Source organism: Streptomyces sp. NPDC037126 (genome assembly GCF_055605965.1).
In genome coordinates, this window is the sequence record NZ_JBVJTD010000017.1 from 185086 (window position 1) to 205511 (window position 20426).

Below are 20426 nucleotides of genomic sequence, written 5' to 3' on the forward strand. Positions count from 1 at the left end.
GCTCCCAGGGGAGGTACACATGAGTCACACGTTCGAGGCCCTGCCCCGCGGGTTCAGCGACCTGGTGGGCGAGGAGGCCGCCCAAGGGGTGTGGGCCGAGGCGACGTTCCGCTCGGTGACGCGCAGCTTCGGCTTCGCGCCCGTCACGGTGGCCCCGGTCGGGTACGCGGAGACCTTCGAGCAGTTCGGCTCCGCGGCCACCGGACGCATCTTCGCCTTCGAGGACCTCTCCGGCCGGCGGCTCGCCCTGACCGCGGACTCCCTGGTGGCCGTGTTGCGGGCCCTGGCCGGGTCGGGGCGGCTGACCGGCGGCGCCAGCGCCCTCGGCGCGGCCTGTGTGCCCATCGCGCGCTACCGGCGCAAGCGGCACCGGGGCTGGAGTCAGGCGGTCGCGGTCATCTGCAACGAGACCGACGAACTCGCCGCCGACCTGACCCTGTTGCGGCTCTGGGCCGAGATCTTCCAGATCCTGGGACCCGTCGCCGGGGGCCGGCTGGAGTACTGCGACTACGGGGTGCTCGACGCGATCGCCGCCGACGAGGGCCTGAGCCCGGCCGAGGCCCGCGCCGCGCTCCACCGCCGCCGCCGCGGCACCGGGGAGCCGCGTGAGGCGCAGCCGGATGCGCCGTCCCACGAACGGTTCCTGCGGCGCCTGGACCGCCTCTCCGCACTCTGCCGGGGGCTGCCGCCGGACGAGGCCCCCCGGCGCGTGGCGGCGGCGGAGCCGGCGGCCGTGGAGCGGACGGCCCACCTGCGGACCGTCCTGACGATCGCCCACGAGCTGGGGGTCCGAGTGGAGTTCGGCCTGGACTGGGAGCACGCGCCGGAGTACCAGGCGGGGTTGTGCTTCCTGGCCCGCGCCGGCGACGGCCGCACGCTGGGCGACGGCGGCGGCTACCACCACATGGTGCGCACCCTGGACATCGGGCTGAGCAGTTGCTGGAGCACCAGCGCCTCGGTCAACCTGCTGGCCGAGCTGGGACCGGTGCCCGAGGCGGAGTGCGTGCACCTGATGCGCATGCCCTCCGCCGACCTGCGCACCTTCATGGACGCCGCCCGGCACCTGCGCGGGGCCGGGTACGACGTGCTGGAGCACTGGCGGCCCCGCAGGCTGGGCCGCCAGCTCCGCCAGGTCCCGGCCCGGCCTACCCACTGGTTCGCGCTGGTGGGGGAGAAGGAGGCCGAAACGGGGCGGCTCACCCTGCAGAACGCGGCCACCACCGGGGTCACGAGAAACCTCGACCTGCCCGAACTGCAGACCGCGTCCGAACACCGCTGACAATGTTTGTGACTGCGATATTGACTGCCTTGTAAAGCTGTCAATATCATTCAGTCAATTAGATTCGACCCAAGGGAGTAGGCCGATGCAGCCCTCGACGTCCCCCCGCCCGCTCATCGCGGCGCTGCAGGACCGGACGGAACCCGTCACGGTGTGGGGGGCGGGCTTCATCGGTCTGTCCGCCGCGTGCGCGCTGGCCGAGGCGGGATTCCCCTGCACGGTGCTCGACACCGACGAGCACCGGGTGCGCGAGATCAACGCCGGAGTGGTCCCGCTGCCGGGCTTCGAGGACGTCATCCCCCTCGCCGCCGCCCGCTGCGGCGGACGGCTGCGCGCCGCGTCCCCCGACGACACCGCGGCCGTCGCCGCCCGCGTGCACCTGGTCTGCGTCAACACCGACCGTGCCGGCCGGCCGGTGACCGGGCCGCTGACCACGGTGCTGACCGCCGTCGGCCGGGCCCGCGCCGGCGGCGAGACCCTCGTCGCCCTGGAGAGCACCGTCAGCCTGCGCTGGCTCGACGACCTGGTGCCCGCCGCGCTCGGCGCGGCCCCCGCCGACGACGCGTCACTGCACCTGGTGGCCGCGCCCCGCCGGGACTGGATGCTCTCGCCCGACATGAACCTGCGCACCCTGCCCCGGGTGGTGGGCACCGCCCGACCGGAATCCCTGCCGCTGGCCCGGGAGCTGTACGGGGCGATCAGCGAGGTCGTCCACCCCGCTCCGGACTGGCGGCACGCCGGGCTCACCAAGCCCGTGGAGAACCTCTACCGCTACCTGGACCTGGTCCTCACCAACCAGCTCGCCGACGCCTACCCCGGCCTGGACGTGCCCGAAGTGCTGCGGCTGGCCGGCACCAAGTGGAACGTCCCCACCTTCCACCCCTCCATCGGCATCGGCGGCTACTGCATCCCGCTCAGCCCCCGGTTCGCCGTCGACGGGACCGCCGGCCCGGACGAGGACACCCCGCTGCCCCTGGTCGCCGCCGCGATGGCCTGGGACGGCGACCACCCGGCCCGCGTCGCGGAATCGATCCTCCGGATCGCCGACGGCCCCATCGGCATCCTCGGCCTCAGCTACGCGCCCAACGCCAGGATCGTCGAGGGCTCGCCCGCCGCGCGAGTCGCCGAGCACCTGCTCGCCCGCGGCGCCGACGTCCTGCTGCACGACCCCTACTTCACCCCCGAGGAGATCACCGCCCTCACCGGCGCCCGCCCGCTGCACTGGCCGGACGACCTCAGCGGCCTCGCCACCCTGGTCGCCGCCACCCCGCACGACCTCTACGCCGACCTGCCCGCCCGCCTCTCCGCACTCCAGGACCCGCCGGCGCTGGTGGACAACCTCGGCGGCTACGGCGCCGCGCTGCGCGGCACCGCCGTCCCCTACGCGGAATGGGGCACCCCCGCCGCCCGGCCCTGAGCCGCCCCCGGCCCTGAACCCCCGGGCGGCGCGCCCCCGTCCGCCCGCCCCCCGTCCGTCCGTTCGCACACCCACCCAAGGAGACCCCCATGAAAGCCGTCGTCACAGGCGGAAGCGGATTCCTCGGCAGCACCATCGCCTGCCGCCTGATCGAGGAGGGCCACGACGTCACGGTCCTGGACCTGGTGCCCATCGGCACCAAGGCCCTCAGTCCCGACGCCCGCTTCGTGCAGGGCGACGTGCGCGACTCCGAACTGCTGATGAAGACCTTCCAAGGCGCCGAGGAGGTCTACCACCTGGCCGGCGTGCTCGGCACCTCCGAACTCCAGGAGACCCCGCAGGAGGCCATCGACGTCAACATAGGCGGCACGGTCAAGGTCTTCGAAGCGGCCGGCACCTGCGGAGTGCCCCGGGTCTTCTACCCCGGCAAGCCCAACGTCTGGCTGAACACCTACACCATCACCAAGGCGGCGGCGGAGTCCTTCGCCCAGATGGCCAACGACTCCGCCCCCAGCCGCATCTGCTCCCTGCGCTACTACAACGCCTACGGCCCCGGCCAGTCGCTGCTCCCCATCCGCAAGATCGTCCCCGCCTTCGCCGCCCAGGCCATGCGGGGCCTGCCCATCCAGGTGTACGGCGACGGCGAGCAGATCGTGGACATGGTCTTCTCCCACGACCTCGCCGACATGACCATCCGCTTCACCCGCACCGAGCGCACCGACGTGATCCCGGACTGCGGCAGCGGCATCAGCGTCAGCGTCAACGAGGTGGCCACCGCGGTCAACGAGCACTTCGGCAACGCCGCCGGCATCCAGCACCTGCCGATGCGCCCCGGCGAGGTGCCCCGCACCGTCCTCACCGCCGACATGACCGAGCTGCGCGACGTCCTCGGCGACCTGCGGCTGAGCGACTACACCACCTCCCTGGCCGAGACCCTGGAGTGGTACGCCCGGCTGCCCGCCGAACAGATCGACAAGACCGTGGCCTTCTACGGATGGCAGGTGTGACCGCACACGGCGCCGGGCACCGGCCGGCCTCCGTACTGGTGGTGGTCGCCCACCCCGACGACGCGGAGATCGCCGCCGGCGGCACCATCGCCCACCTCGGCGCGCACGGCGTCCGGGTGGTCACCGCCGTCCTCTCGCTGCCGGAGTCCGGCGCCGGAGCCGAGCAGCGCACCCGCCACACCGAGCAGGCGGCCGCGACCCTCGGCTACGAACTGCGCTGGCCGACCGGCGGCGAGAACCGGCAGGTCGCCGACATCGGCGAGATCGCCCTGGTGGCCGCGGTGGACCGGCTGATCGCCGAAGTCGCCCCCCGGGCGGTGCTCACCCACTGGAGCGGCGACGGCCACGCCGACCACCGCCTCACCGCCCGGGCGGTCGCCGCCGCCACCCGCACCTGCCGCGCCGACCTCTACGGCATGCGGCCCGGCGAGATGCGCACCCCCGCCTTCTCCCGCTTCGCCCCTCAGGCGTTCGTCGACATCACCGCCCACGCCGCGGCCAAGCGGAGCGCCCTTGAACCCTTCGGTGCCGCCCGGCCGGGCTTCCGCCCCCTCGACCTGGCGGCGGTGGAGGCCGCGGACCGCTTCCACGGAAGCCTGAGCGGAACCGACCGCGCCGAGGGATTCGTCGTGGAGCGTGCCCACGGACTCGGAGGGCTGCTCCCCGCCGGCTGAACCGTAGGAGACGACCCCGCAGCGGCTCAATCTCGACCCCGCTTGTCGGCCGACATGCAGGCCTGGCAACACCAGGCATTGACCGAGTATATTCACTCACTATGTCCTGCTGTCAGTCACAATAAGGGGAAGGCATCATGGCGGAATCGCAGGCCCTGGGTTCACGGATCCGCCGGCTGCGCCGCGAGGCAGGTCTGTCGCAGACGGACCTGGCCGGCACGACACTCTCCCCGAGCTACATCTCGCTGCTGGAGGCGGGCAAGCGGACCCCCTCCCCGGAAGTCCTGGAACAGATCGCCGCCCGGCTCGGCTGCGCCCCGGGACACCTGCTGGAACTGCTCGCGAGTGAACGGCACGACAGCCTCCAGACCGATCTGCGCTACGCGGAGATCAGCCTGCGCAACGGCGACCCGAAGACGGCCCTGGACACCTACGCGGCGGTCCGCGACGAGGCCGCCGCGGCGGGGAAGGACGATGTCCGGCTGTCCGCCGAGTACGGCGTGGCCCAGGCCCTGGAGCACGCGGGCCGGCTGGAGGAGGCCGCCGACCGCTACCAGGCGCTGCTGGACCACGCCGGCTACGGGCAGTCCCTGATCCCGCGGCTCGCGGTGGCGGTGGCACTGTGCCGCTGCTACCGGGAGATGGGCGATCTGGCCCACGCGATCGACCTGGCCACCGCCACCCTGGAGGAGGCCCGCGGCCTCCAGCTCACCCCGACCGTGCTGGGCGTCGAACTGCTGGCCACACTCGTCGGCCTGCACTGCGAGCGCGGCGACCTGCACCGCGCGGCCGCCCTGGCCCGCACCGCCATCGAGGAGGCGGAGGGCATCAGCGACCGCAAGGCCCTGGGCGCCGCCTACTGGAACGCCGGAGTGGTCGCCCACCGCAACGGCGCCTGCGCCGACGCCCTGCTGCTGCTGGAACGCGCCCTGGCCATCTACTCCGAGGGCGACGACGCCCGGGCACTGTCCCGGCTGCGCAACGCCTACGCGTCGGTGCTGATGCAGACGCAGGACGGCGACCTTGCGCAGGCCAAGGCGCAGCTGACCCGCAGCGCCGAGAGCCTCGCGGACCACGGCAGCACCGTCGACAGGGCGTACTGCGAGACCGCGCTGGCCCGCGCGTGCCTGCTGGAGTCCGACGCCGGCCAGGCCGAGCGGCACGCCCGGCGGGCACTGGAACTGCTGGGCGGCGAACACCGGCTGGAGAGCGCGCGCACCCTCCTGGTGCTGGCCGGCGCCCAACTGCAGCTCGGGGATGCGGCGGCGGCCGAGGCCGGCTGCGAACGGGCCGCGCTGCTGCTGGAGGCCTCCGAGGCGGACCGGCAGGCGGCCTCCGCCTGGAACGACCTCGGGGACCTGCTGGAGCGCGCCGGACACACCGACCGCGCCCTGGGCGCCTACCGGCAGAGCCTGCGCTGCCTCGGCCAGCGCAGCAGCCTGCTCCCCGCCATCGGCCGGGCCGCCACCGCGGGGGAGCCCGGCGCACCGGCAGCCGCCGAAGAACCTACCGCTCACCGGCGCGCGACCCGGTCGTAGATCGGTTGCTGAATCCCCGTTGATCGCCGGCGCCTAACGTCGCAGGAGACCGCACGGGAAAGGGGCGGCCGCCCCTTTCCCGGCACCGTTCACCGGTTCCTCCCCCGACGAAAGCAGATGCTCCGCATGCCGAACGCCTCCACCCGCCCCACGGGTGCCCGCACGCCCGGAGGGGCCGTCACCGGCCCGTTGCACCACCGAGCCGTCCGGACGGCGGTCCTGGCCCTGCTGCTGGCGGCGCTCCCCGCCGCGCTCACCACGGCGCCGGCACCGGAGTTCCGCGACGCACTGACCGCGATCCACAGCCCCTCGCCCACCAACGACATCCCCCTCTGCTGCTGACACGACCCGCCCGCAGCAGCACACCCCCCCCAAAATCGACCACCGGCAGACCACCGGTGGTGACCGCCAAGGAGGACCTCCCATGTCTCAGCTGCCCCGCGCCTGTACGGCACTCGGCCTGACGCTGCTCGCCGCGACCGCCCTCGGCACCGTCGGCTCCGCCCTCGCCGGCCCGGCGCACACCCGCACGCCGGGAGGCGAGCACAGCGTCGTCCAGGCCGACTGGCGCACCGACGTCAACAACACCGGATCGAGCTACGACCCGCCGAACGCGAAGATGTGATCCACGGCTGACACACGGCCGTCCGGCGCGGACACCTCCCGCCCCGGGCGGCCGTCCCCGTACGCCGCCCCGCCCCCCTGCTCCCCGCCGTCGCGCCCCGCCAGCCCGACCAGCAGCTTCGACACGTCGGCCGCGTCGGGCAACCCCAGACGGGCGAAGACACCGCGCGCCGACTCCAGACGCTCCCTGGCCCGCTCCGCCTCCCCCAGATCGGCCAGCGCCCGCCCCAGGACGACCAGGGCCTGCGCCCGGTCCCGTTCGGAACACGCCTCCTCGCAGCGGGCGACCGCCGCGGCCGCATGCTCCACGGCCTCCCGCTGCCGCCCGGTGCTGCGCAGGGTCTCCGCCAACCGGTAGAGCACCTGCGCCTCCCGCTCCCGCAGCCCGGCCGCCCGGCACACCGTCAGCGCCTCGCCGTAGCGGGCCACCGCCTCCTCGTAGCGGCCCAGTTCGTGCAGCGCCAAGGCGAGCACATACAGCGCATAGGCCACGCCCACACTGTCACCCAGCTCCCGCATCAGCGACAACGCGGACTCGCACGAGGAAATGGCCTCCTCGGGCCGCCCGCTGCGCACCCGGGCCAGCGCCGCGTTGACGGTCGTCACCGCCGCACCGGAGTGATGGCCCAGGGCGTGCGCCAGGGCGATCGCCTCGTCGTAGCAGGCCGCCGCCTCCTCGAAACGACGCAGGAACTGCGCCACGAGCCCCAGATCGTTGAGGGCCTGACGCAGCGTGTACACGTCTCCCGCGACACGGGCCGCCTCGACGGCCAGCCCCGCGTGCCGCCCCGCGTCCTCGATCCGGTCCGCGCGCAACGCGATGCCCCCGCAGAGCATCCGCGCCCGCCCCACGATCCGCTGACAGCCGGTCAGTTCCGCGGTCTCGGCCAGCGCCAGCGCCACCGGGGTCATCCGCTCGTACCACACGGCATGGGTGAACGGGCTGACCGCGAGCAGCAGGTCGACCGCACTGCCGAGCCGGTCCTGCGTCGCGTCCGGCAGCCGCAGCGTGACGGCGCTCAACGCCGCCGCGACCAGACCGTCGATCTCGGCCGCCACCCAGGCACGCGCGGCGTGCACGTCACGGAACTCCAGCCCGGCCGATCTCACAGGGCCGAACGCCTCCGCCACCGCGTCCCCGGGAATCGCGTGCGGGAACGCGCTGACGGCCGTCGCCAGCAGGAAGTCCAGCAGCCTGCCGAGAGCCGCCGCCGCCTCCCCAGGGTCGTGTGACTCCGCACGCTGCCGGGCAAAGACCCGCACCAGATCGTGGTACCCGTAACGGCCGGGCTTGGCGGACTTCAGCATCGCCGCGTCGGTCAGCGACTCCAGCAGCACCTCCGCGCTGGCCTCGTCGACACCCATCGCGGCAGCCGCCGCCGGCACCCCGATGTCCGCCGCACCGGCCAGGGCGACCAGCCTGAAGGCCCGCGCCTGCGCCACGGTGAGCTGCTCGTAGCCCAGTTCGAAGACGGCGTCGATCGCCAGCGCCCCGATCCGCAGCTCGGCGATGCGCCGCTGCTCGTCCGCCAGCCGCGCGGTCAGCGTCGCCGCCGTCCAGGCCGGCCGCGCCGCCAGCCGGGTGGCCACGATGCGCACCGCGAGCGGCAGATGGCCGCAGGCCTCGACCAGCTTCAGCGCGTCCTCCCGCTGCACCGCCAGCCGCTTCGGGCCGATGATCGAGCCGAGCAGGTCCAGCGCCTCCCCGGAACGGAACGGCTCCAGCAGCAGCTGGGCCGTCAGCGGAAGGTCGAACATGGGCGATCGGCTGGTGACGATGACGGCGCAGCTCGACGACCCCGGGATCAGCTCGCGGACCTGGGCGGCGTCCCGCGCGTTGTCCAGGACGATCAGCAGCCGCCGCCCGTCCACCAGCGACCGGAACAGCCGGCAGCGGTCCTCGACGCCGTCGGGCACCTCGTCCTCGGGCACGCCCAGCGCGGCCAGGAACCCGGCCAGGACGAAGCCCGGTTTCGCCGGGTCGGCCCCGCTGCCCCGCAGATCGGTGTGCAGCTGCCCGTCGGGGTAGTGGGCCCGGGCCCGATGGGCGATGTGCAGGGTGAGGCAGGTCTTGCCGACACCCCCCATCCCGGCGGCGGCCAGCACGACCGGCGCCCGGCGCACCGGTTCGGTGAGCAGCGCGAGCCAGGCGTCGACCTCTTCGGCCCGGCCGACGAAGTCCGGCGCATCGTAGGGCAGCTGGGCGGGCACCGGCTGCCACGCCAAGGACACGGCCGCCGTCGCCGCCGCCGTCCCCCCGCCGTCCCCGCAGCCGTCCCGCCCGGGCGCGCCCCCGCCCTCGCCGCCCTCGCCGCCCTCCCGCGGCGGCCGAGGCCGCGCCGGCCTCGGCAGGTCCCGGTCGGGTCCGGCCAGCGCGGGATCGCCCGCCAGGATCCGCCGGTGCACCTCGGCCAGTTCGGGACCGGGCTCGATGCCCTGCTCCTCGATCAGCAGGTCCCGCACCCGGCTGAACACCGCGAGGGCGTCGGCCTGACGGCCCGCCCCGTACAAGGCACGCATCAGCAGACCGTAGGGGCGTTCCCGCAGCGGATGGGCATCGGTCAGCTCGACCAGATCCGGGACGGCCGAACGGTGATGGCCCAGCGCCAGAGCGAGTTCGAAGCGCTTCTCGCACAGCGTCAGCCGCAACTCCTCCAGCCGGACGCGCTGCCGCTCGGCGAACGGCCCGGGCACCCCCGCCAGCGGCTCCCCCTGCCACAGGTCCAGGGCCCGCGCCAGCAGCCCCGCGGCCTCCGGCACCCGGTCGTCTGCCGCGGCGCGGGCGGCCCCGGCGGCCAGCTCCTCGGCACGGTTGAGATCCAGCGCCCCGTCCGGCACCGCCAACCGGTAGCCGTCACCGGCCAGTTCCAGCACGGTCGGCGCCGCGCCCTCCGCCTCCAGCAGCTTGCGCAGCCGCCAGACGTAGGTGCGGATGGTGGTCACCGCCCGGGTCGGCGGCGCGTCCGCCCACAGCGCGCCGACGATCTGGGCCATGGACACGGGCTGGTTGGCGCGCAGCAGCAGCAACGACAGCAACGCCTGCTGCTGCGGCGGTCCCACACGCAGCTCGACGTCCCCCCGGTACGCGCGCACCGCGCCAAGTATCTCGAAACGGAATGCTCCAGCCACCCGGTGTTTCCCCTTGCAACGGTCAGTAGGACAAGCAGACAGGATCGCTCGCAGACACCTTTAAGACGCCATCGGCCGGGCCGGGGATCCAACCTTTCACGACTTGGTGCGCGACTGAGGAACGGGTGTGCCGGTCTGGAGGATCCGGCTGCCGATCCTCAGCGATGCACGCAGCGGTCGGAGACCTGACTACATCCGCAAGCCGATCACGCCGACTCCCCAGCCGAAGCCGAACTCGCCAACGAGCTCCTCCAACGGAGGAACGCGCCGATGCGCGCGCGGATCTCGCATGCTGCACCAAGCAGGAACCCGCAGGCGATCTGATAGACGGCGAGGACAGCCGCGAACGCTATGAGACGTACGGGCGGCTGACACTGATCAACGACAGACCAAGGCCCGACTCACGACCTCGGCTGCTCCGGCCACGACGGCGCGACGCCCTGACCGGCAACCCGCGCGCGCTTCCGCGCCCAAGGGCCCTGCATCGGCATGAGCCTGTAGCCGTCTGAGTACACGTACTCATGCCCGGCCCGGCCGCCCTGGTGCACGGTGACGGTCGGGCCGGGCCTACGACGACGTCGAGACAGCTGCTGATGGGGGGGCGGACAAGCATGAGGACTTCCGCGCGGCGTGCCGCCGGCTCGAAGAGCGTGTGGGGCTCGTTGGCGGTGATCGTCCTGTTCGCCGTCTCGGCCTGTTCCACTACCCCGGACCGTGCCGTCAGCGACAAGCAGCTGCGCAAGCTCGGGGAGAGCGGCCGGGCGGTGCAGGCCCGGCAGCGGGCGGAGCAACGACTCCGGGACGTGGCGCGGGCGTACGCCGACCGCACGCCCCTGTCGCTCGGCCTGGTCCTGGTGCACGACGTGTGTGTGCCGGGATCGGGACCAGGCTGGTTCTTCCAGCAGAAGACCGACGACTACAAGATCGTCTGCTCGATGAACATCACCGCCTACTACGGCGCCGCCCCCAGGCACGTGAGCGACACCCTCGACGGGATCCTGACCGCGGGCGACCACGCCCGTCCCCGGTCGGCGGGATCCGGAAGTCCTGTCCCGTTCACGCACGACGACCACGGAAAGCAACTCGTCGCCTACTACCGGGGGCACGGCCCGAACCCCCAGGGCCTCAAGGCCCCCGAGCCGACCAGGCTGGCCGCCTCCGGACAGACGCTGACCTGGGACACGACACGCGACGGCGCCCCGCGCCGGCTGGTCGAGGAGCCCTACGCCGGCCTCGTCGACGACCCACCCGTGTCCCGCGTGGCACGTGACCCGAAGGCCGCCACGGTCGCCGCCATCCGTAAACGGTACGGCCTGGTGTTCAAGCTGGAACTCACCTACAGCGACTACTACGGGGTGCTCAAGAACGGTCACACCCGCACGGAGTGACGGGTGTCCCCCCGTCGGTCAGGAGGTGTCCGGCGCGTATGGCGTCCAGCACGCGACAGGTTTGGGCGATCCGGATGCCCTGTGGGTCGACCTGGCGGCGGGCCCGGGCGGAGCGGACGACGCCCGCCGGCGGCTGAATATGATCGCCGCCTGGATGCCGGGTGTCGGCTGCTCACTCCCGTCGGCTGCGGCCGCGCAGGTGGACACGGCCGTGGCTCTGGGGCGTGCCGCGCTCACGGCCGCTCTGTCCGCCGGAGCGCTGGCCGCGGCGAGCGCGTTCGCCGGTGCGGCCGTCGGCGAGGCTGTGGGGTTGAAGTTGGCGCGGGTGAGCGCCGAGCACTGCCCGCGCCAATCCGACGCCGGCCTGGTCGTCGGGTGTGCTGCTGTCCACCCCGGCACTGTGGACGCGCTGTTGCTCGCCGTGCGCCTGGTGGCCCACCCCGCCCGGACGTGGCGGGACGTGGTCGTGCGACGGCAGGCCGGCTGTTGCTGGACGCCGCGGTGGTCCTGCCCGGGCCGAACACGCCGTCGGTACGCGGGAGCTGAGGACGGCGCTGGTCAACTCCGGTGACATCGACGCCGTCCGGACATGAACCGCCTGCGTCCCCCCGGGAGCGCGCACGCTTGTCCACCGGCGAGCAGGCCGGGGCGACGCCAGCGTCGGCGCGCGGGGAAGCTGCCGGACGAGTGTGGTCGGAAGAGGGCCGGCTGGTGGTAGCGGGGGCGGGATTTGAACCGCGCGACCTCTGGGTTATGAGCCCAGCGAGCTACCGAGCTGCTCCACCCCGCGTCGGGCTTCCCAGCGTAGGGGACGGTGTCGGGCCAGGGCAGGGGATTTTCGCGCTGTGCGCGGCGAAGGGTTGTATCTGGTTCCGTCCGGCCCTGGGGCGCAGGCCCGGTGGCACCGGCCGGCGGGCCGGGTACGCGGCGACAGTTCTCTCGGTGCGCACGGCGCAGCAGGTCGTGTCCGGATGTCATCGGGTACTCCGGCGGCGGGGAGGCGGCCGCGGCCGTGGCGGTGTCGGCGTTGCACACGCCGTTCGCGGCGACCTGTGTGTGCACCTACGTGTCCCGGAGCGACGCGAGGGTGGCGGCCTGTGTGCGGTCTTCCCGGAGAGGAGGGCGACCGGGCCCGTGACGACGGCTGGCGGGAGCACCGGGGCGGCGTGCACCCTCGGCAGTGGGGTCTTCGGGCTGCAGCCGTGCCGGCGGCGTGCGGTTCGCTGCGATGGCGCACCCGGTGGTGCGGCGGCTGCCTGTGGGGCGGCGTGCGGCTGCTTGTGCGCCGGTGACGCGGAGTGACGTGGTTTACATTTTCTGTGACTTGTGAGTCTGTGGGGGCGCCGTCTGGCGATAACTGGTCGCTTGTCGAGCGCTTCTGACGGGCGGAAAGTTTCTGCGCGCCCCCGCGTCGCCGGCTGGGCTGCTGGATGTGGTCAAGGCTATGAGTCGACATTATGGCCGGCGGCACATCTTCGGACGTTCGCGAGGATATGCCCGTCGACGCTTTGGTCATTCTTTTTTCTTCTCGCGTGAAAGGGTATGAATTGCTGGACGGTCATTCCTTGGTTTTGATTGATTACCGCTTGCGTGCGATTTGCGCCGGGGGTTCATGTTCCGGCCCCGAACCTTTGGCCTTAGGTTGGCTACGGTTAGGTCACCCTTCCTAGTTCCTGTCGGCCAGTAAACGGTGATCATAAATGGCTAGGAGTGCTCTTCGGTGGTCGCGATCGCGGGGACCGAATGTGCGGACATAAATACTTTAAAACGCTAAGTTCACAAAACGGACCACGTTACGCTCCACATCGGATCGGATGTCCTGGTGGCCAAGCTCGCGCAAACGGGACCGGGCAACGCCCCAATACTGGGGCTTCTTTGGGGGCGAGATTTGCGTCGGCGTGTCCTTGGCTGGTGCGCGATGGTTAACTGGGTACCGGTCTGAGCCTTGGTGGGTCCAGGCCCTCTGGGGAGGCTTCGGAGTGTGGTGCTCCGAGGCCTCCCCCATTATGTGGCGCGCCTCATATGGGTCTTGTGGCGCTCATCTGATAGGCATTCCGGTACGCGTCTGCGCATATGCAGGAAATGGCTGCCGTGAATATTTGTATAAGCCTGGCGTTTCCCTGAATTCCAAGACACTGTGATGCATCCCACTTCCACAAGTCTCGGGAGCCGGTCCAAAAACCCCAGAATCAGGGTGTCTGGCACTCTTCACCGATGTTCCACGGAAAGGCGGGCACCGGACAGAAGGAAAGTGGCGATTTCGTTGCGGCTGGGGGTAGCGTGATGAGCCTGACGTTCTCACCATGCGCCGCCCGGCCACACCACAGCACGACGGCTCGGCGGACCCCGCGGGAGAGGGCGCTGGATCCACCAAACCGGGTGCGCCCCCGCCACGGGGGCGCACCTACCTACATCACCCATAGGGACAGGCCGCCATGCGTACCGCCGTCAACGGTGGCATCGCCGCACGCACCCCGCGCCGCGCGATCCACCGAAGTGAGCAAGCAACGCACCGTCACGATGCGCGCCCCGCCGCGCCGTTGAACCCCTCCCGGAACACTCCGCACCGCCGCAGGGGGGTGTGACGGATGCCCGTCAAGGCCAGCGCGCCCCGGCTGAGCGACCTCCTTCTCGGCCGCACGACCATGCCCGAGGGCAGCTTCCTCAAGCACCTGCCGGCGTCGACCTGGCAGACCATGAGCAAGGACTGGGACCAGCGCGCCCGCTCCTACAACCGGGACGAGATGCTCCCGCTCACCGCGGACGACAAGCACCTCTTCATCATCGTGCAGGGATGCGTCCGCCAAGAGCGCCACCCTCTCGGCGCCGTGCCCGGCACCCCCACGATCACCCGGTTCCGCGGCATCGGTGAGGTCGTCGGCGAAGCGAAGCTGATCACGCGCGACTCGTCGGTCACCACCACGTGCATGTCCAAGACGTACGTCGTCCCCTGGCGCGTCAGCTACATGCACCGCCTGCAGCGCCAGCGTCCGGAGGTCCAACTGGCGCTGCTGCGCAGCCTGGAGGACCGCAACCGGCAGGACGAGCGGATCTACGCCATGTTCGCGCAGCCCCCGTTCCAGCGCGTCAGCATGCTCCTGGCCCACCTCGCCGAGACAGCAGGCCAGCCCGACCCCACGGTCTCGCGCAGCACCACCATCAGCGGCCTGACCCAGAAGGACCTGGCCGCAGCGCTCCAACTCAGCGTGTCCACCGTGGAGAACGCGATCGGCAGCCTGCGGCGCCACGGCGCGATCGAAGCCGGATACCGCAAGTTCACCGTCCACGATCTCGATGCCCTGCACCACAACGCCGTCTGCACCTGATCGTCACCGTCCGGACCCACCGCCCAACGCCGCACCCACCACCCCGACCTCCGGGCGTGCGGCCCTCAGCACCTACACAAGGAACCCCTCATGCAGCTCAGCTCGATCGTCGCCGACCCCGGCGACGCCACTCTCATCGCGACGGGCATCTCGTCGTTCGTCGCCGGCGGGCTCGGCTCGCTCACGCTGACCCACCACAAGAAGGCGTTCGCCTGGGTGCAGAAGGTCCGCCGCAAGGAGGAGGACACAGCCGACCTCGTCGTGCCCGCCGAGGACCTCGAAGCCCTGTACAAGCAACAGTGCGGCCTCGCGAGGACGCCGTGCGGTGCAGAAGACTTCGCGGAGGTGACCCGGATCGTCAACATGATCAGAGGCCGCGAGCACCCCGAGTCCATCCGCGACGAGCTGGACAAGGTCGTCAAGTGCGCGGCCATCTACCTCGACACGGCCCTGCCCAAAATGCCGGCGGCGGCCAAGATCCCGCCCGCCGAGGTCCGCACCCAGATGACCTGGGCCATGAAGCAGGAGTCCGCCCGCATCGAGCTGGAGCGTGCCATCAGCACGGCTCGGCAGAAGATCAACGTGCTCCGGCGCGTCTGACCGACGCCATCGAGCTGAACGCGAGGCTGGGCCGCACGGAATCCTCCGTGCGGCCCACCCCCGTCTCCGCACCGCGTCATCCCCGGCCCCGGGTTCTGCGGGCCCTCAAGACCAGCCCACACCGATGTTGGAGAGCTGTTCGATTCACTCCGGTGCCAGCGTCGCCCAGCTCCGGCGCGCCCGGGTCGCGCAGCGGCGCGGGGGCCAGGCCCGCTGCGGAGGAGCGGCGCGCACCGGACGAGCATCCGCGAACGTTCCACCCGCGGCGCGTCCGTCTGCGATCATCGACCCGTCTCCGAGCGAGCGACACGAACTGAGGTAGCACCATGGCGTGGGCCTATGCGGAACTGGCCAAGGAAGCAGCCAAGCGCGGCGGTCCCGTCGCGCTGCGGTACTCCTACCGCGGCCAGGGCGTCATCATCGGCAGCGCCCTCACCGTCGCCGGGACCGTGGCCTATGACACGTGGAGCAAGCGCCGGGCCGCCGCCGCTGAGCCGGTGGCCGAGAGCACCACAGAGGCGCCGGCCCGCGGCGACGCCCAAGAGACCAGGCACAGCTGAACCCGCCCCGGACAGGCCGTTCATACTGGCCCGGGGGATCCCCGGGCCCCTGCGATCGTTTCCGCAGGTCGGCATACGACGGTCAGGGCATCACGCCCGATTCGCCCTAGCTACCGGCCGGTTAGTTGTTCCCTCGTGTCCGAGCTGGGATTCCGGGACCAGACAGGCGAGGGAACCACCCCGGGAGCCAGCGCGTCCCGCCCCGCCGCCAGCTCCAGCACGTACTTGTACAAGGTCGTACGGGAGACCCCGAGCAGCTTCGCAAATCGAGGTGATCGCGTTCTCCGGCCGCGCAAACAGGGCGCGCGCGTGGCGGATTTGCTCCGCGTTCATGCCCGGAGACCGTCCGATGCGCTCGCCCCGACACGGGCCTCCGCGATGCCCTCGTGGGCGCCCTGCGCGATCAGATGCGTGATGAACTCCGCGCGCCCGACTCAGACATCCCCCTGCCCGGCTCCGACTTCGCCGACCGCATCACCGTGCTCGTCGAAGCAACCGGCGTTCCACCGACGAGGCACTACCTCCCGACCCCGACCCGGCCGCACGCCCCAGGCGTCCACGCCAGCACCTCCAGGAGCCGCCACAGCGGAGAAGGTGTAAGCCACCACCCCCCACCGCTCCTGGGCGCGCCGCCTCAGGAGCGGGCATAACAGCGTCGGGAGCGGCAGGGCGCCGGACGGGCCGTGGGCGATCACGGTCGGTGCAGGTCCGCAGGACACGGTCATCGACATCCACGCGGGTGGCTGCTGAAGCGCGGGCGCGTCGGTGAGCCGCGCACGGTTCGGCTTCACCGCCGCGCCCGTCACCACCGACGACGCCGCGTCCGGGGCCGCAGCCGAAATCTCGGCCACGAAAAGAGCGGGCAGATGCAGTCCGACAGACCGCAGTCGACGGGCTAGCGCTCACGCCCCAGCCGGTACAGCACCAGCCACCGAGAGACTTGCGATCTGGATCCAGGGCGCCGATGGACCTTACACAGAGGTGACGGGGGAATCAACGCCTGATGTTCGGGCCAGCTTGCGCCCATCTACGTCCATCGCATGCCGATGCGGGACAGCTGTTCTACCCGTTCCGGCGCCAACGTTGCGGCCCGGGAGCACTGGTTGCCGATCCAGGCTCCGATCCTCGACTCGGTGAGACGAGGGCCTTCAGCGCTCGAGGAACGACGGTGATCGACTACTGACCCTTCTACGCCTACGAGGGGCGAAGCTCGCTACGTTGTGACTTTCTACTCGTACGAAGGCGGCTTGTGGCGTCCTGCGGCTATGTCCAGCGCATGCCGATGGCGGACAGCTGCACCATCCGCTCCGGGGACAGCGTCGCGGCCCGGCTGCGTTGGTTCCCGATCCAGGCGCCAAGCCGGAGCTCCCGCTCCTCCTGGTCCTCGCCGCTGCCGCCGTCTCCGACGACGATGCGTTCGAGGTGCTTCCTCGGCACCCGTAGGTGTCCCTCGCGTTCGTAGTACTGGCGGGCGGCCGCGTAGTTGAGGGCCCACCTGTCGGCCTGCGTGCGGCGCGGGGGCGGCTTCTCGTCCTCGGCCTCGGGCTCGATCCCGAGGACCTGCTCACACATCCATTGCTGGACGCCTGTCAGTTTGTCCCAGCCGTACCGGACCGTCCGCACCCACCTGCCGAGGTCTTCGCCTTGGTGCACTACGGCACCGGGCTCGGCCGGCAGCGTGCCACCGGCCCCGAGGTGGAGCCGGGCAAGGTGGAAGGCGCGTTGCCATCCCACGGGCCAGGCCGGGCACCAGGCCGGGTCGATGTCGTCCAGCTGCTCGCGCCGTTCCTCGGACAGCGCCCCGACCGACGACTGCACGGGCAGCCCTTCGGCGCGCCGCTGTTCGTTCTCCGCTGCTCGTCGGGCGGCGGCCCTTTGGTTCTTCAGCCAGATACCGATCCGGTAGCCCCGGTGGGTGGCGTCCGTCGGTGCCAGGAGGTGGCCTGTCTCGGCGGCCCATCCGCGTGCGGCAGCGAGGCCCTGTTCCCAGGCGACGTCGTAGTGGCTCCAGACCATGCCGAGGTTCTCCAGCTGGTGGATGCGGTCGGCGTCCAGACGGCCGCGGGCGTGGAAGCGGCGGGCGTCGGCGATCCACTGCCCGAGCGGGAAGGCGGCGAGCGAGGCCGGCCACCCGCCGGCCTCCACCGCCTGGCCGTCATCCCCGCGGGGGACGCGGTAGGTGAAGGGCACGCGCAGGTCGCCGTATTCGCGGGTGTAGAGGGTGGCGGCTTCGATACCGCGGCGCCAGTAGGCGTGTTCGGGGTTGAGGACGCGCAGGTTGATGAACGCGGCGAGCGCGGCCGGATCACGTGGCGTGCTGAACTTCAGCAGTGCTCGGGCCGGCAGGGACAGCCGGTCGCTGCGGTCGCTTACTGTCCCCTCGTCCTCGGCCCCGCTGCGGCTCTGGACACCGTGGACACGGCTGCGGGCCTGCTGTACGGCGAGCTGTTCCACCACCCGGGTGTCGTGCGCTCTGAGCGCTTCCAGGAGCATGGCCAGGCCGCCGTAGGCCCGGCTGGTGAGCATGTTGTCGGTTGTCTCGCCGGGGCCGAGCAGGACGGGGACGACGAGGGAGGCGGTCTTGCCCTGGCCGGGGTGCAGGCGTAGGGCGCGGCCGACGGCCTGGACGAGGTCGGGCATGGAGCCGCGGACGTCGGCGAAGTAGACGGAGTCGCATTCCCGGGTGTCGACGCCCTCGCCGAGTACCTTCACCGAGCCCAGGAAGCTCTTCTGCACCACGGTGCCGTCGGTGGCGGTGCCGGCGGCGAACTCACCGAGCACACGTCGGCGGTGGTCGGCCCGGTGGTCACCGCACAGCCAGTCGGCCCAGACGGTGCGCGGGTACTGCCCGGGGTCACTGGCGCGCAGCTGCTCGGCGACCTGGGAGAGGCCGGCCGCAAAGGCTTCGGCCTCCTTGACCACGTGGTGGAAGACGAGAGTGCGCCGGAAGTCCTCCTCCGAGGACGCCTTCAACAGCGCGGTCTGCAGCGCGGCGAGACGGGCCCCACGCACCTGGTCCGAGCGTGCTTCGGCGCCGAGGAGCTGCGCGGCCTGGAGCTGGGTGTCGGTGATGTCCACGCACACCACCTGATAGGGCGCGCAGATCCCCCGGCCGATCGCCTCCGACAGGGTCAGTGTGTAGCAGCGGGCGCCGAACGGCCCGTCCGGATCGTCTGCCATGGACGCGACCAGCTCACCCGGCGCGCCCTCGGCATCCTCGTCCAGCTGCCACAGCCGAGGTGTGGCCGTCATGTACAGCCGGCGCAGCGCCGGGATCCGGGTGTTGTCGTGCACGACCGCCCACGGCTTGCCGATCCGCCCCGAGGTCCGGTGTGCCTCGTCGACCACGATGAGATCCCAGCCCGGCAGGCCCGCGGCGTGCGCGCGCTCGAGCGTACCGAGCCCGAGCGAGGCGTACGTGGCGAACACCGTGACGCGGTCGAAGGGCCGCACCCAGTCGATCAGCTCGTCCACGTCCGTGGTGTTCGGGAAGCCGACCTCGTCCCCGCGCAGGGACGAGACCCCGATCATCGGTCCCGTGCGGCCGCCCTCACGCCAGGCGGCCTCCGTCTGTGCGAGCAGGTCCAGCGAGGGCACGAGCACCAGAACCCGGCCCGCTCGGAGCTCCTGCGCGCTGCGCACCGCGACGAGGGTCTTCCCGGACCCGGTCGCCATGACCACCTGAGTCCGCAGCCCCCGCTCTGGCACCGTCGATCGTGCAGAGAATTCGAGGTGACGGAGTACCGCGTCCACGGCTTCTCGCTGATGGGGTCGGAGTTCCTTCACTGCCATGCCGGCCGGCCCTCTGCTGTGTGTCGGATGCGGTACCAGTGGAGCAAGAATGCCTTGGTCTGCTGGTGATTGACGGCGCGTTGGCCAAGACGAAGCACGGGCACCAGGCCGATCGGACTCGGCGACTGGTAGCTGGAACACGCCTTCTGACACCATCAACGGTAGCCTTGTTCAATTCCAAAGTCTATCGCAGTTCAAAAATGAAGCAGCACAGAGCAGGACACGCCGACATGATAGTTTCCAGCCACGGGGTCATTTCTATCGCCCGCCCAGTGCATAGAAAAAAGTGGGCATGCCAGGCCCCGGGAAGACAGGTAGACGCCGGCCATGACCACCGAGTGGTACGTCCTCATCGAAGAGGACACCCGGATAACCGAGCGCCCTGACGGCATGGAACTGAAGCTGCACCGGTGGATGCTGGTGGGCGCGCACCACATCGGCCAGGATGAGGCGCAGGCGGTTGCGGCGGCCGAGGATGCGGCGCTGACTACCTGCCGGGCGGCCTGGCCCGCCACGCGCGGCCGGGAGACGAGCCGGCCCGGCACGCTTTCCTCGCTCAGGACGGTGCGTGGACAGTGCTGTTGAGGCAGGGCCACCGCGAGTGTCATATACGAGTGACCACAGCCCGGCTCATGCACTCACAGGAAGAGAAGGAAGCACCACCGAAAGGCCTGAAGGAGAAGTTCCGTAGCGCCCTGGAGGGCCCGGTGCCCCCGGTGAAGCCGTGGGCACCGCCGATCAAGCAGGAACGAACCTGACCTTCAAGCCCCCGCTCGGGCACAGACCACCCCTTCTTGCTGCCAGCTCGGGCCGCGCGGAGCGTGGCCCGTTGCCTTGCGCGCAGCGCAAGGCTTGCGGTGCGAAGCGCAGCGGAGAACCGCAGGCCCGATGCGAGCACCGGGCCTGGCCGCGCATGCGGCCTCGTGCCTGGAGCGCAGCGGAAGGCACGCCATCCTGCTTGCGAAGCAAGCAGGATGGCGTGGGGAGCGCAGCGAGCCGCTAGCGCTCACGCGGAGCGGGAGCGCAACCCCCGTGCGCAGCACGGGGGTTCGCTTGCATCGCGCGCAGCGCGATGGGACCCGCTCCGCGGGG

General features: G+C 71.4%; 15 protein-coding genes and 1 tRNA gene. 12 read left to right on the forward strand and 4 right to left on the reverse strand.

The genetic code is table 11. The features are described from left to right. Window positions 1-19: 19 nt before the first annotated feature. The 7 genes from ACZ7FF_RS31815 (at window position 20) to ACZ7FF_RS31845 (ending at window position 6540) form a co-directional block, all read left to right on the forward strand. The gene (locus ACZ7FF_RS31815) at window positions 20-1279 is read left to right on the forward strand and encodes an ATP phosphoribosyltransferase regulatory subunit (RefSeq protein ID WP_470816524.1); all 1260 of its coding nucleotides are present in this window, start codon (window positions 20-22) and stop codon (window positions 1277-1279) included. A gap of 85 nt (window positions 1280-1364) precedes the next feature. Continuing rightward, window positions 1365-2696: a UDP binding domain-containing protein gene (locus tag ACZ7FF_RS31820; RefSeq protein WP_470816526.1), complete on the forward strand. Its 1332-nt coding sequence runs from the start codon at window positions 1365-1367 to the stop codon at window positions 2694-2696. Window positions 2697-2785: 89 nt separating this feature from the next. Next, on the forward strand, window positions 2786-3703 hold the full coding sequence (locus ACZ7FF_RS31825) for an NAD-dependent epimerase/dehydratase family protein (protein ID WP_470816528.1): 918 nt from the start codon (window positions 2786-2788) through the stop codon (window positions 3701-3703). After that, entirely contained in the window at window positions 3700-4377 is a 678-nt protein-coding gene (locus tag ACZ7FF_RS31830; protein ID WP_470816529.1) for a PIG-L deacetylase family protein, read from the forward strand. Before ACZ7FF_RS31825 ends, ACZ7FF_RS31830 begins: the two co-directional genes overlap by 4 nt. Before the next feature lie 137 nt (window positions 4378-4514). Next, window positions 4515-5915 (forward strand): helix-turn-helix domain-containing protein, encoded by a 1401-nt coding sequence (locus ACZ7FF_RS31835; protein ID WP_470816530.1) that lies wholly within the window; start codon window positions 4515-4517, stop codon window positions 5913-5915. A 126-nt stretch (window positions 5916-6041) separates the two neighbouring features. Then, window positions 6042-6257 (forward strand): hypothetical protein, encoded by a 216-nt coding sequence (locus ACZ7FF_RS31840; protein WP_470816532.1) that lies wholly within the window; start codon window positions 6042-6044, stop codon window positions 6255-6257. Between the two features lie 82 nt (window positions 6258-6339). Beyond that, window positions 6340-6540 (forward strand): hypothetical protein, encoded by a 201-nt coding sequence (locus tag ACZ7FF_RS31845; RefSeq protein ID WP_470816534.1) that lies wholly within the window; start codon window positions 6340-6342, stop codon window positions 6538-6540. Here the strand turns inward: ACZ7FF_RS31845 and ACZ7FF_RS31850 are convergent. Beyond that, window positions 6513-9632 carry an AfsR/SARP family transcriptional regulator gene (locus ACZ7FF_RS31850; RefSeq protein WP_470816535.1) on the reverse strand — a complete coding sequence of 1040 codons (3120 nt, stop codon included), beginning with the start codon at window positions 9630-9632 and terminating at the stop codon, window positions 6513-6515. The genes ACZ7FF_RS31845 and ACZ7FF_RS31850 overlap by 28 nt on opposite strands. 647 nt (window positions 9633-10279) lie before the next feature. Here ACZ7FF_RS31850 and ACZ7FF_RS31855 point away from each other — a divergent pair. After that, the gene (locus ACZ7FF_RS31855) at window positions 10280-11056 is read left to right on the forward strand and encodes a hypothetical protein (RefSeq protein ID WP_470816537.1); all 777 of its coding nucleotides are present in this window, start codon (window positions 10280-10282) and stop codon (window positions 11054-11056) included. A 172-nt stretch (window positions 11057-11228) separates the two neighbouring features. On the opposite strand, the gene ACZ7FF_RS31860 is transcribed toward ACZ7FF_RS31855, so the two are convergent. Further along, entirely contained in the window at window positions 11229-11447 is a 219-nt protein-coding gene (locus ACZ7FF_RS31860) for a hypothetical protein (RefSeq protein WP_470816539.1), read from the reverse strand. A gap of 321 nt (window positions 11448-11768) precedes the next feature. After that, window positions 11769-11846 (reverse strand) — tRNA-Met (locus ACZ7FF_RS31865). A gap of 1798 nt (window positions 11847-13644) precedes the next feature. On the opposite strand from ACZ7FF_RS31865, the gene ACZ7FF_RS31870 reads away from it, so the two are divergent. From ACZ7FF_RS31870 to ACZ7FF_RS31880, 3 genes are all read left to right on the forward strand, one after another. Then, the gene (locus ACZ7FF_RS31870) at window positions 13645-14382 is read left to right on the forward strand and encodes a Crp/Fnr family transcriptional regulator (RefSeq protein ID WP_470816540.1); all 738 of its coding nucleotides are present in this window, start codon (window positions 13645-13647) and stop codon (window positions 14380-14382) included. Between the two features lie 90 nt (window positions 14383-14472). Then, window positions 14473-14982: a hypothetical protein gene (locus tag ACZ7FF_RS31875; RefSeq protein ID WP_470816542.1), complete on the forward strand. Its 510-nt coding sequence runs from the start codon at window positions 14473-14475 to the stop codon at window positions 14980-14982. A 326-nt stretch (window positions 14983-15308) separates the two neighbouring features. Further along, complete coding sequence (locus tag ACZ7FF_RS31880) at window positions 15309-15542, forward strand: hypothetical protein (protein ID WP_470816545.1); 234 nt, start codon at window positions 15309-15311, stop codon at window positions 15540-15542. A 1263-nt stretch (window positions 15543-16805) separates the two neighbouring features. Here ACZ7FF_RS31880 and ACZ7FF_RS31885 read toward each other — a convergent pair. Then, on the reverse strand, window positions 16806-19334 hold the full coding sequence (locus tag ACZ7FF_RS31885; RefSeq protein WP_470816546.1) for a helicase associated domain-containing protein: 2529 nt from the start codon (window positions 19332-19334) through the stop codon (window positions 16806-16808). A gap of 327 nt (window positions 19335-19661) precedes the next feature. Here ACZ7FF_RS31885 and ACZ7FF_RS31890 point away from each other — a divergent pair, with 327 nt between their 5' ends. After that, a complete protein-coding gene (locus tag ACZ7FF_RS31890; protein ID WP_470816548.1) occupies window positions 19662-19919 on the forward strand; it encodes a hypothetical protein in 258 nt (85 codons plus the stop codon). The last annotated feature ends 507 nt before the right edge of the window (window positions 19920-20426 follow it).